The sequence below is a fragment of the Mycobacterium sp. 1423905.2 genome (assembly GCF_001673155.1).
Taxonomy (GTDB): domain Bacteria; phylum Actinomycetota; class Actinomycetes; order Mycobacteriales; family Mycobacteriaceae; genus Mycobacterium.
Genome location: NZ_LZLE01000299.1, coordinates 55,238 through 67,261 on the forward strand (window position 1 = coordinate 55,238; position 12,024 = coordinate 67,261).

The 12,024-nt window shown below is 68.4% G+C and carries 10 protein-coding genes; 7 read left to right on the forward strand and 3 right to left on the reverse strand.

Annotation, left to right across the window (positions count from 1 at the left end; genetic code table 11):
• Position 1 precedes the first annotated feature (1 nt).
• Both A9W95_RS19795 and A9W95_RS28075 read right to left on the reverse strand, forming a co-directional pair.
• Complete coding sequence (locus A9W95_RS19795) at positions 2 to 841, reverse strand: dienelactone hydrolase family protein (protein ID WP_067416597.1); 840 nt, start codon at positions 839 to 841, stop codon at positions 2 to 4.
• Positions 842 to 850: 9 nt separating this feature from the next.
• Positions 851 to 1,270 carry a DUF2510 domain-containing protein gene (locus tag A9W95_RS28075; protein WP_067416600.1) on the reverse strand — a complete coding sequence of 140 codons (420 nt, stop codon included), beginning with the start codon at positions 1,268 to 1,270 and terminating at the stop codon, positions 851 to 853.
• 83 nt (positions 1,271 to 1,353) lie between these two features.
• On the opposite strand from A9W95_RS28075, the gene glmS reads away from it, so the two are divergent.
• The 5 genes from glmS to A9W95_RS19825 all read left to right on the forward strand — a co-directional run bounded on the left by glmS (position 1,354) and on the right by A9W95_RS19825 (position 8,784).
• Positions 1,354 to 3,222: a glutamine--fructose-6-phosphate transaminase (isomerizing) gene (gene glmS, locus A9W95_RS19805; protein WP_067416602.1), complete on the forward strand. Its 1,869-nt coding sequence runs from the start codon at positions 1,354 to 1,356 to the stop codon at positions 3,220 to 3,222.
• A gap of 11 nt (positions 3,223 to 3,233) precedes the next feature.
• Positions 3,234 to 4,073: a DUF4436 domain-containing protein gene (locus tag A9W95_RS19810; RefSeq protein ID WP_067416605.1), complete on the forward strand. Its 840-nt coding sequence runs from the start codon at positions 3,234 to 3,236 to the stop codon at positions 4,071 to 4,073.
• Complete coding sequence (locus A9W95_RS19815; protein ID WP_371328098.1) at positions 4,040 to 4,900, forward strand: DUF4436 domain-containing protein; 861 nt, start codon at positions 4,040 to 4,042, stop codon at positions 4,898 to 4,900. Before A9W95_RS19810 ends, A9W95_RS19815 begins: the two co-directional genes overlap by 34 nt.
• Before the next feature lie 211 nt (positions 4,901 to 5,111).
• Entirely contained in the window at positions 5,112 to 6,893 is a 1,782-nt protein-coding gene (locus tag A9W95_RS19820; RefSeq protein WP_067416611.1) for an N-acetylglutaminylglutamine amidotransferase, read from the forward strand.
• A gap of 4 nt (positions 6,894 to 6,897) precedes the next feature.
• Positions 6,898 to 8,784, forward strand: a complete 1,887-nt coding sequence (locus A9W95_RS19825; protein ID WP_067416614.1) for a S9 family peptidase — start codon at positions 6,898 to 6,900, stop codon at positions 8,782 to 8,784.
• On the opposite strand, the gene A9W95_RS19830 is transcribed toward A9W95_RS19825, so the two are convergent.
• Entirely contained in the window at positions 8,781 to 9,704 is a 924-nt protein-coding gene (locus tag A9W95_RS19830; protein ID WP_067416618.1) for a class I SAM-dependent methyltransferase, read from the reverse strand. The genes A9W95_RS19825 and A9W95_RS19830 overlap by 4 nt on opposite strands.
• A gap of 74 nt (positions 9,705 to 9,778) precedes the next feature.
• Here A9W95_RS19830 and A9W95_RS19835 point away from each other — a divergent pair, with 74 nt between their 5' ends.
• Both A9W95_RS19835 and A9W95_RS19840 read left to right on the forward strand, forming a co-directional pair.
• Positions 9,779 to 11,200 carry a bifunctional ADP-dependent NAD(P)H-hydrate dehydratase/NAD(P)H-hydrate epimerase gene (locus A9W95_RS19835; protein WP_067416638.1) on the forward strand — a complete coding sequence of 474 codons (1,422 nt, stop codon included), beginning with the start codon at positions 9,779 to 9,781 and terminating at the stop codon, positions 11,198 to 11,200.
• 22 nt (positions 11,201 to 11,222) lie between these two features.
• A partial coding sequence (locus A9W95_RS19840) for a glutamate decarboxylase (RefSeq protein ID WP_067416621.1) occupies positions 11,223 to 12,024 on the forward strand: 802 nt, incomplete at its 3' end.

Genomic DNA, 12,024 nt, shown 5'->3' on the forward strand with positions numbered 1-12,024 from the left:
TCTACTTAAGCAGCGCGACGATCTTCTCTTCCGGCGTCACAGCCATCACCTCGGGATCGATGGCATCGGTGCGCGGCAACTGCGCGTCCGGATCGGCGAATTCGCGATAGGTCTTGTCGCCGGTGAGCGTGTGCAACAAAAACCCGGTCAGCAGCGCGCGCACCGCGCGCTGCGTCTTGCGGTCCGGACCGGGCAGGCCGACCACGCGCGCCAACCGCCGACCCTCGGCCAGACCGCCGGACTCGGCCTTGCTCACGATGCGCAAGATGGCCGACTCCCACACCCGCGACAGCGCATAGGCGTTGGAGTTCAGCGCCAGCGGGTCGCCGGGTGCACTGAATACCAGACCGGGCACCTGCAGCGTCGCGGCCGGTTGCTGTGGTGGGGGAGTGGTCGCCGTCGGGAAGATCGCCGCTGCCGCCGCCGGCTTGTCGGACAGCCCCGCCGCGGCGAACACCGCGGCCGAACCGCCGAAGCCGTGGCCCACCAACCCGAGCTTGGCCGGGTGCACGCTGATTTCCCCCGGCCCCAACCGAACGCCGGCCACGATGTCCAGCGCGACGCCCATGTCGAAGGCCAGGTTGAGCACCGACGGCGCCAGCCCGCGCTGGGTGTCGGGCGCCCCGACCACGATTCCCCACGACGCCAAATGCTCCATCAGACCCGCGTAACGCGCGGCCGGTGTCAGCCAGTCATGGCCGAACGCGATGGCGGGCAGATTGAGGCCGGCTTCGGGCGTGTACACCACGCCAGGCAGACCGGCAAAGGCCAGGTCACCGCGCAAAACCCGGTGCGGACCACGACGAGTGAGGGCGGCGACGAGCTTGCGGGTGCGAGGCACCCGTCGACGTTAGCGGTGACTCGGTGGATGGGTCCAGTGTGTCCAGGTCCCGCCATCCCAGTATCGCTGTACCGGCTGTCCGGACGGGTCGGGATACCAGCCCGCCGGGGTCGCCTGAGCGGCAAGAGGCGCGGTCACCGGCGCCAGAGAGTGGGGCTGCTGAGCCAGGGCGCGCACCTTGCGGATGGCGCTGTGATTGGAGAACAACGCAATCCAGTTCAACAACAGCACCGAGGCCAGGCTCCACCAGCCGGCGGCCAGATTGTGAGTCTGCGCGCGGCGGTACGCCCCTTCGCACTGCTCCAGCGTCCCGGTGTAGGTGTAGCTGCGCTGACTGAAGAAGATCACCGCGCCGATGTGTTCGATCAACCTCAGGTGGTAGACCGCCTGGTTCGGATAACCAGCGGGCTGCTGATACGGGTAGGACAACGGGAGCCTTTCGCGCGGGTGGGCAGCTAAACGTTACCGTCGGTCCAGGTGTTAAATCCCCGCCTGCACTACCCTGGTCACCTATGTGCGGAATCGTCGGATACGTGGGGCATCGTCCTGCCTGCGACATCGTGATGAACGCACTGCGTCGGATGGAGTACCGCGGTTACGACTCCTCGGGCTTCGCGTTGGTCGACGGCCACGGCAAGCTCACGGTGCGGCGCCGCGCCGGGCGGCTGGCCAACCTCGAGGACGCCGTCGGTGAAATGGTGCCGGACGCCCTGGCCGGTACCACCGGACTGGGCCACACCCGGTGGGCCACCCATGGCCGCCCCACCGACCGCAACGCCCACCCACACCGCGATGCGGCCGGCAAGATCGCCGTCGTCCACAACGGCATCATCGAGAACTACGCCACCTTGCGCCACGAGTTGGAGACCGCCGGCGTCGAGTTCGCCAGCGACACCGACACCGAGGTCGCCGTGCACCTGGTGGCGCGCGCCTACCACCACGGCGACACCGCGGGTGACTTCGTCGCATCCGTGCTGGCCGTGCTGCGCCGGCTGGAAGGCCACTTCACGCTGGTCTTCGCCAACGCCGACGATCCCGGCACTATCATCGCCGCCCGCCGCTCCACGCCGCTGGTGGTCGGCGTCGGTGACGGCGAGATGTTCATCGGCTCCGATGTCGCCGCCTTCATCGAACACACCCGCCAGGCCGTGGAACTCGGCCAGGACCAGGCCGTGGTGATCACCGCGGCCGGCTACCGCATCAGCGACTTCTTCGGCAACGACGACGCCGCGAACGCCCGCGAGTTCTACATCGACTGGGACCTGGCCGCCGCGGAAAAGGGCGGCTACGAGTACTTCATGCTCAAGGAGATCGCCGAGCAGCCCGCCGCGGTGGCCGACACCCTGCTCGGGCACTTCGTCGGTGGCCGCATCGTCCTGGACGAACAGCGGCTCTCCGATCAGGAACTACGTGAGGTCGACAAGGTCTTCGTCGTGGCGTGCGGCACGGCCTACCACTCCGGCCTGCTCGCCAAGTACGCGATCGAGCACTGGACGCGGCTGCCGGTGGAAGTGGAACTGGCCAGCGAGTTCCGCTACCGCGACCCGGTCCTGGACCGCAGCACGCTGGTGGTGGCCATCTCCCAATCGGGCGAAACCGCCGACACCCTGGAAGCGGTCCGGCACGCCAAGGAGCAAAAAGCCAAAGTGCTGGCCATCTGCAACACCAACGGCTCGCAGATCCCGCGGGAATGCGACGCGGTGCTCTACACCCGCGCCGGCCCGGAGATCGGCGTGGCCTCGACCAAGACCTTCTTGGCGCAGATCACCGCCAACTACCTCGTCGGCCTGGCCCTGGCCCAAGCCCGTGGCACCAAGTACCCCGATGAGGTGGAACGCGAATACCACGAGCTGGAAGCGATGCCCGAGCTGGTGGCCCGGGTGATCGCCGCCACCGACCCGGTGGCCGCGCTGGCCTACCGCTTCGCGCAGTCCTCGACCGTGCTGTTCCTGGGCCGCCACGTCGGCTACCCGGTCGCCTTGGAAGGCGCCCTGAAACTCAAGGAACTGGCTTACATGCACGCCGAGGGCTTCGCGGCCGGCGAGCTCAAGCACGGCCCGATCGCGCTGATCGAGGACGACCTGCCGGTGATCGTCGTCATGCCCTCACCCAAAGGGCAAGCCACTTTGCACGCCAAGCTGCTGTCCAACATCCGCGAAATCCAGACCCGCGGCGCGGTGACCATCGTGATCGCCGAAGAGGGTGACGACACGGTACGGCCCTACGCCGATCACCTGATCGAAATCCCGGCCGTGTCAACGCTTTTGCAGCCGTTGCTGTCGACGATCCCGCTGCAGGTCTTCGCCGCGGCGGTCGCGCAGGCCCGCGGCTACGACGTCGACAAGCCGCGCAACCTGGCCAAGTCCGTCACCGTCGAGTAGCCCGACCGCTGATGAGATGGGGGATCGCCAGTGTCGCGGCCTTCGTCGCGGCGTACGTCAGCCTGGTCGCGCTGTACGCGCTGGCCGGCATGGGACCGTCCCACCCCCTCACCCAAGCCGCGCCGGCCAGTGACGGGACCACGGTCACTCTGGACGTCGTCGGCATCCAGCCGTATCGCAACGCGCTTGTCGCCGACCTCACCGTGACGCCCGGACCTGCGCTGCTGGATCCGCGAACCGGCAATCTCACCGAAGACCTCACCGTCGCCGTCACCTCCGCGACCACACCGACCAGCCGGTCCTGGCCGAAGGGCACCCAGCCCGGGGCCTTCCCGGTGTCGCTGAACATCACCGGCGACGTGTCGGATTGGCCCTTCGACAGCTACAGCTCCAAGCCGGTTTCGGTCGACCTGTTCCGGGGCGCCCCGCAGGTACCGGAACGGGCGTCGGTGGGGTTCGTCGACCGGCTACCCGGTTGGAAGCTCGACGTGCTGGGCGGCAAGAACGGCGATATCTTGACGCCGTACCGGGCCCAGGTGCATCGGTCGCCGAGCACCATCGCGTTGGCCATCGTCCTGCTCGGGGTTCTGGTCGCACTGGCCGGCCTGGGCCTGTTCGTCGCCGTCCAGACCGCGCGCGACCGACGGAAATTCCAGCCGCCGATGACGACCTGGTTCGCGGCGATGCTGTTCGCGGTGGTACCACTGCGCAACGCGCTGCCCGATTCGCCCCCGTTCGGGGCCTGGATCGATGTCACGGTCGTGCTCTGGGTGATCGTGGTGCTGGTGTTGTCCATGACGCTGTACGTGTCCTGCTGGTGGCGACATCTCAAACCCGAGGGGCAACCGTGAGGGTGGGCATCGCCGGCCTGCTGCTGTTCATCGTGGCCTACGTCGCGTCCACGTCCTTGTACGGCAGCGCCGGTAAGGGCCCGCATGACCTGACTCAAGGGCAGCCGACGTCCGACGGGACCACCGTGACCATCGACCTGCAAGACGTCGCGCAGAGCAACACGGTGCTGCTCACCAACCTGGCTATCTCGCCAGGACCGGCGCTGCTGGACCCACGCACCCACGGCCTGACCGAAGAATTGAGCGTGGTGGTCACCTCGACGGCCACCCCCACCAAGCGCAACTGGGCCAAGGACATGCTGCCCGGCACATTCCCGGTCCCGCTCACGCTCAGCGGCGACGTGGCCAATTGGCCGTTCGACCACTACGTTTCCGGCCCCATCACCGTCGAACTCTTCCGCGGCGCCGACCAGGTACCCGAACGGGCCGCGGTGACCTTCGTCGACCGGCTCGCCGGATGGCAGATCACCGTCCCGGCCCCCAACAAATCCGACGGACTGGCGCCCTACCGGGTCCAGTTGCGGCGCTCGGCGGGCACCGTGGCGTTCGCCGTGGTCATCCTCGGAGTGCTCATCGCGCTGGCCGGGGTCGGTCTGTTCGTTGCCGTGCAGACGGCCCGGGACAAACGCAAGTTCCAGCCGCCGATGACCACTTGGTACGCGGCGATGCTCTTCGCGGTGGTGCCGCTGCGCAACGCCTTGCCCAACGCGCCGCCGTTCGGCTCGTGGATCGACGTGCGCGTGGTGCTCTGGGTGATCGTCGTCCTGGTGCTCTCGATGCTGATCTACATCACCTGTTGGTGGCGTCATCTGGCCCCGGAAAAGTAGCCGAGGTAGGCCTAGCTCGCGTAACGCGATCGTAAATCGCGGCCCATAACGTGGGAGAATGGATTCATGTGAGCCGAGCCGCGCCGACGCGGCACGCGAGTCGTCGATCACGAACTGTTCACCGCACCTGCGGTAGGGGTAATCGGGCCACTTGGACGTCGCTGTCGCCAGCAGCCAAGATCAACTAAGCGAAGCAACGGAAGCAGGAGACATGTGCGGAATCTGCGGTGAGATCCGCTGGGACGGCCAGCCGGCCGATGTGGGCGCGGTCAGCCGAATGACCGGCGCCATGACCTCCCGCGGTCCCGACGGGCAAGGCCTGGTCGCGCACGGCCGCGTGGCTTTCGGGCATCGCCGGCTGTCCATCATCGATCTGTCGACCCGCGGCTCGCAGCCCATGGTCGACAGCGACCTGGCGCTGACCCTGGTGTTCAACGGCTGCATCTACAACTACCAAGAGCTGCGCAAGGAACTGCAGGGCGCCGGATACCGCTTCTTCTCGACCGCCGACAGTGAAGTCGTCCTCAAGGCCTTCCATAAGTGGGGCGTTCGCTGCGTCGACCGTTTCAAGGGCATGTTCGCGTTTGCGATCGTCGACCAGGACACCGGTGTGGTGACGCTGGCCCGCGACCGGCTGGGCATCAAGCCGCTGTATCTGGCGGAGACGCCCGGCCGGCTGCGGTTCGCCTCCAACGTGCGCGCCCTGCTCAACGCCGGTGACGTGGACACTGAACTGGACCGCCACGCCCTGCACCACTACATGAGCTTCCACGCCGTGGTGCCCGCCCCCCGCACGATCTACCGCGGCATCCGCAAGCTGCCCCCGGCCACCGTCCGGGTGATCGAGCCCGACGGCAAACAGACCGACACCGTGTATTGGCGGCCGGAATTCTGCCGCGACCCCGCCCGGGCGGACTGGTCGGTGCGCGACTGGGAGAGCGCCCTGATGGACTCGCTGCGCGCTGCGGTCGCTCGACGCATGGTGGCCGACGTGCCCGTCGGCGTCCTGCTGTCCGGCGGCATCGACTCCTCGGTCGTGGTGGCGCTGCTGGCCGAGCAAGGCCAGCACGGTCTGGCGACGTTCAGCATCGGATTCGATTCGGCCGGCGGTGAATCCGGTGACGAGTATTTCTACTCCGACCTGATCGCCAAGACCTTCGACACCGACCATCACAAGATCCACATCGACTCCTCCCGGCTGGTGCCGGCGGTCCCGAAAACCATTGCCGCGATGAGCGAGCCGATGGTCAGCCACGACTGTGTGGCCTTCTACCTGCTTTCCGAAGAGGTCAGCAAGTCGGTCAAAGTGGTGCAGTCCGGGCAGGGCGCCGACGAGATCCTGGCCGGCTACGGCTGGTACCCACCGCTGGCCAACGTGGCCCGCGAACAGACCACCGACGCCTACGCCAAGGTGTTCTTCGACCGCAGTCACACCGACGTGCTGGAGATCTTCTCCCCGGAGTACAACCTGGACGTGGACGCCAGCTTCGAATTCGCCGCCGCCCACCACGCGGCGCCCGGCGCCGATACCGCGGTCGACGCAGCGCTGCGGCTGGACACCCAGGTGATGCTGGTCGACGACCCGGTCAAACGCGTCGACACCATGACCATGGCGTGGGGGCTGGAAGCCCGCGTGCCGTTCCTGGACCACGACTTCGTCGAGCTGGCCGCGACCTGCCCACCCGACCTCAAGCTGGCCAGCAACGGCAAGGGCGTGCTCAAAGACGCTTCACGCGCCGTGCTGCCCGCCGAGGTGATCGACCGGACCAAGGGCTACTTCCCGGTTCCGGGCATCCGCCACCTGCACGGCGAGCTGCTGGACATGGTTCGCGACGCCTTGACCAACGACGCCGCCCGCAGCCGCGGCCTGTACCGTCCCGAGACCGTCAACGCCTTGCTGGCCGCGCCGAACAAGACGCGAACCACGTTGGACGGCAACACCCTTTGGCAGCTCGGGGTGCTCGAGATGTGGTTGCAAAGCATGGCAGGCTGAGTCCGTGGGGCAACAAGTGCGCGCGCTGTACGGCGCGTCGCTATCCCCTGACGCGACCGCGTTCGCCCACATCGTCGACGAAGACGGCTACCCGCGCGCCGTGCAGCGCTTCTTGCGCGGCTGGCGGGCCAGCTCGTCGCGGGATGTCGAGCTGCCGGTAGACGGCCCGGTCACCCGCGTCATCCATTCCGCCGACGGCAACTGGCTGGCCTGCGAGGTCGGGCCGGAAGGCGCCACCCGTAGCCAGATCTGGGTCGTCACGACCGATCCCGACGACCGGATGGCCCGGCGCATCGACGGTGAACAGCACGGCACCGCCGAGCTGATCGGTTGGGACGGCACCCGGGTAGCGGCGATCCTGACCGGCGAGGACGGGGTGGGCCAATCCTGCTTGATCGATCCGGCCAACGGTCAATGCACCGTGCTGGACCGCCGCTCGGGCGGCCGACTGGTCGACGCCTGGGCCGGGGCGGCGCTGATCCGCGTCGGTCCGCGCTGCTACCGGGAACTGATCATGCTGCTCGGCCAGACCGAAGTCGCCTTGCTGCCTTATGATCCCGGCTCGACCACCGACGCCGGCGTGATCCTCGACGACCACCATCCGCGCCGGCTGCGGTACGGCCCGAGCGGTGAGCAGACAAAGCTGTACTACCCCGCCAAGACCTACGTCGACGATGTCGAGGGGGGCAGCGGCCGCGGCTATGTGCGGGCGCTGATCCGCAGCGACAACGGCTGCGAGCATGCCCGGCTGCTGGAAGTCACGGTCACCGAGGACGGCGTCAGCTACTTCGTGGTGGCCGAACGCCCGGACTGCACTCTCGACGAATTCGCCGTCAGCGACGACCTGTCCACCATCGCGCTGCTGTGGAATGACCGCGGCCGCAGCGAGTTTCAGATGGTCGAGTACACCGACTACACGGTGACCGAACCGATCCCGCTGCCCGGACTGGTGGCCAGCGAACTGTCCATCAGCGCCGGCGGTTCCCTGGTGGCGATGACCATCGAAGGGCCGGCCATGCCGCGCACCGTCGAACTGGTCAACCCGCGCTCACGGCAGTGGGAGCCGATCGACCGGGAACCCACCCGCGGGCCGATCGTTCCCGGATTCACCACCAAGACACCGCCGCTGACCATCACCGCGCGCGACGGACTGGGACTCAACGCTTGGCTGTTCCAACCGCCGGTCGACAGCGGCACCAGCGGCGCGGTGGTGTACCTGCACGGCGGCCCGGAGGGCCAATCCCGCCCCGGCTACGACGAAATCTTCGCCCGGCTGGTCAACGACGGCATCACCGTGTTGGCGCCCAATGTCCGCGGCTCCGGCGGCCTGGGACGCACCTTCGTCCACGCCGACGAAAAAGAGATGCGCTTCGCCGCCATCGACGACGTCGCCGACTGCGCGAACTTTCTGATCGACAACAAGTTGGCCAGGCCCGGGTGCATCGCCGTCGCCGGCTGGTCCTATGGCGGCTATCTGACGTTGGCGGCGTTGACCTTTCACCCGCAATTGTGGGCCGCGGGCATCAGCATCTGCGGCATGAGTGACCTGTGTACGTTCTACCGCAACACCGAACCGTGGATCGCCGACGCCGCGTTCCCGCGATACGGGCATCCGGTCAACGACCGCGAGCTACTCGAGTCGCTGTCGCCGCTGCGCCGGGTGGACGCGCTGACCGCGCCGCTGTTGGTGGTGCACGGCGCGCACGACACCAACGTCCCGGTCAGTGAATCCGACCAGATCGTCGACGCGCTGCGCGCCAGGGATCACGACGTCCGCTACCTGCTGTTCGACGACGACGGACACGAGATCGCCAAACGCGAGAATCGCGCGGTGCTCGCCACCGCGATGAGTGAGTGGCTCAACAAGGCCTTCGCCTCGGCCGGTGTCTAGCGGCGCGTCGCGCTGACGTAGCCGAGGGAGGCGAACGTCGCCTCGTCGTGTTCGGGGCTGTCGATCGAACTCCCCAGCCCCGCAAGCAGATCGGCGACCGGCGTCGTCTGCGCCGCCCAGCCGTGATCGTTGAGGTATGCCACCACGTCGTTGCGCTCACCGGCGTACCACAGGTCGGTCATCTCCACGTCGAACCCGTGGGCGCGCCAGCGCTCGGTGGCCTCGCGCATCCGCTCGGCCATCATCGGCACCGACCGGCTCGCGTCGGGCAGGTTCTCGGTGGCCAACCGGCTGCCGACGGCGCTGAGCGCGGTGATGTTGTCCAGCAGCGCATCCTGGGCCTCCGGCGGCAGGAACGGCAACAGGCCCTCAGCGCTCCACGCCGACGGCTTGCTGTCGTCGAAGCCGGCGTAACGCAGCGCGCCCACCCAGTCGTGGCGCAGATCGACGGCGACAGTGCGCAATTCGGCGGTGGGCCGGGCGCCCAGCTCGGTCAGCGTCGCGGTCTTGAACTCGATCACTTGAGGCTGGTCGATCTCGTAGACGACGGTGCCGGCCGGCCACGGCAGCCGGTAGCCGCGGGCGTCCAGGCCGGACGCCAAAATCACCGCCTGGCCGATCCCGGCGTTGGCCGCGTCGAGAAAGAACTCATCGAAGAAGCGGGTGCGCACCGCCATCATGTCGCGCATGCGCTCCATACCGAACTCGGCGTGGTCGTCGACCTGGGCGGGGTCCAGTTCGCCGCTGGCCAAGCGGGTGAAGAAGTCGACGCCGACCGCGCGCACCAGCGGCTCGGCGAACGGGTCGTTGATCAGCGGATTGCTGCCGCGGCTGGCCAGCGCGCGCCCCACCGCGACACCGGTTGCGGTCGCGCCCACGCTGGTGGCCAGATCCCAGGTGTCGTCGTCAGTCCGTGCCATGTGTTCCTCCCAATCGTCGCTGAACGCGAATGTACGGACGGCTCCTGAACGACTGCTGTGGAATGCTGGCGGTGATGCGGCATTACTACTCCGTAGATGCAATCCGCGACGCCGAAGCGCCGCTGTTGGCCAGCCTGCCGGACGGGGCGTTGATGCGCCGCGCCGCGTTCGGGCTGGCCACCGAGATCATGCGGGAACTGACCGCCCGCGCCGGGGGGGTGGCCGGGCGCCGGGTGTGCGCCGTGGTCGGCTCCGGTGACAACGGCGGGGACGCGTTGTGGGCGGCGACGTTCGTGCGGCGCCGCGGCGCGTCGGCCGAAGCGATCCTGCTCAAACCCGAACGCACCCATCAGAAGGGACTGGCGGCCTTCCGCGCGACAGGCGGCCGCATCGTCGAAAGCGTCTCTGCGGAAACCCATCTGGTCATCGACGGGGTGGTCGGTATCTCCGGATCGGGTCCGCTGCGGCCGGATGCGGCCGAGGTGTTCGGCGCCGTCAGCGACGCCGGCATTCCCGTGGTTGCCGTCGACATCCCCAGCGGTATCGACGCGGCCACCGGGGCCATCGACGGCCCGGCGGTGCAGGCCGCGCTGACCGTCACCTTCGGCGGACTCAAGCCCGTGCACGCGCTGGCCGACTGCGGCCGCGTCAAGCTGATCGACATCGGGCTGGACCTGCCGCACACCGACGTTGTCGGCTTCGAGGCCGCCGACGTGGTGGCGCGCTGGCCGATCCCGGGCCCGCATGACGACAAGTACAGCCAGGGGGTCACCGGCGTAATGGCCGGCTCGTCGACCTATCCCGGCGCGGCGGTGCTGTGTACCGGCGCGGCCGTGGCGGCCACCTCCGGCATGGTGCGCTACGCCGGCAGCGCGCATCGCGAAGTGCTGGCCCAGTGGCCCGAAGTCATTGCCTCGCCCACCCCCGCGGCCGCCGGACGCGTGCAGTCCTGGGTCGTCGGGCCCGGCTTGGGCACCGACGAAACCGGTGCCGCGGCTTTGTGGTTCGCGCTGGACACCGACCTGCCGGTACTCATCGACGCCGACGGGTTGACGATTCTGGCGGCCCACCCCGACATGGTGGCCAACCGCGCCGCCCCGACCGTGCTGACTCCGCATGCCGGCGAATTCGCCCGCCTGGCCGGATCCCCGCCCGGCGACGACCGGGTGGGTTCCTGCCGCAAGCTCGCCGACGCCTTCGGGGCCACGGTGCTGCTGAAGGGCAACGTCACCGTCATCGCCGACCCCGGTGGTCCGGTGTACCTGAGCCCGGCCGGACAATCCTGGGCCGCGACCGCGGGTTCCGGCGACGTGTTGTCGGGCATGATCGGCGCCTTGCTGGCCGCCGGGCTGCCCCCGGCCGAAGCGGCCGCGGCGGCGGCGTTCGTGCACGCACGCGCCGCCGCGCTCTCGGCCGCCGACCCCGGCCCCGGCGACGCGCCCACGTCGGCGTCGCGCATCATCCCGCACATTCGCGCCGCCCTGGCCGCCCTGTAGCCGCAACCGAAAGGATCCGCCCATGCCGCAACACCCGTCCATGCGCACCCACTCGATCGCCCCCGCCTACACCGGCCGCCTGTTCACCGCGCCGGTGCCGGCGCTGCGGTTGCCCGAGGAGTCGATGGACCCGGATGCGGCCTACCGGTTCATCCACGACGAGCTGATGCTCGATGGCAGCTCCCGGCTGAACCTGGCCACCTTCGTCACCACCTGGATGGATCCGCAGGCCGGCAAGCTGATGGCCGAGACCTTCGACAAGAACATGATCGACAAGGACGAATACCCGGCCACCGCGGCGATCGAGCAGCGTTGCGTGTGCATGGTGGCCGACCTGTTCCACGCCGAGAACCTGCGCGATGACGACCCGTCCAGCGCCGTGGGTGTGTCGACCATCGGATCCAGCGAGGCGGTGATGCTCGGCGGGCTGGCGATGAAATGGCGGTGGCGCGAGAAGGTCGGGAAGGACTGGAAAGGGCGCACCCCGAACCTGGTCATGGGCTCCAACGTCCAGGTGGTGTGGGAGAAGTTCTGTCGCTACTTCGACGTCGAACCCCGCTATCTGCCGATGGAAGAGGGCCGCTACGTCATCACTCCCGACCAGGTGGTGGACGCCGTCGACGAGGACACCATCGGCGTGGTGGCGATCCTGGGCACCACCTACACCGGGGAGCTGGAACCCATCGCCGACATCTGCGCGGCCCTGGACAAGCTGGCCGCCGGCGGTGGGGTGGACGTCCCGGTGCACGTCGACGCGGCCAGCGGCGGTTTCGTGGTGCCGTTCTTGCACCCCGAGCTGAAGTGGGACTTCCGGTTGCCCCGCC

Excerpts from the sequence above, each read along its gene's own strand:
- A9W95_RS19830 (WP_067416618.1), bottom strand. The coding sequence starts at position 9,704 with ATGGCACGGACTGACGACGACACCTGGGATCTGGCCACCAGCGTGGGC.
- A9W95_RS19835 (WP_067416638.1), top strand. The coding sequence starts at position 9,779 with ATGCGGCATTACTACTCCGTAGATGCAATCCGCGACGCCGAAGCGCCG.
- A9W95_RS19820 (WP_067416611.1), top strand. The coding sequence starts at position 5,112 with ATGTGCGGAATCTGCGGTGAGATCCGCTGGGACGGCCAGCCGGCCGAT.
- glmS (WP_067416602.1), top strand. The coding sequence starts at position 1,354 with ATGTGCGGAATCGTCGGATACGTGGGGCATCGTCCTGCCTGCGACATC.
- A9W95_RS19810 (WP_067416605.1), top strand. The coding sequence starts at position 3,234 with ATGAGATGGGGGATCGCCAGTGTCGCGGCCTTCGTCGCGGCGTACGTC.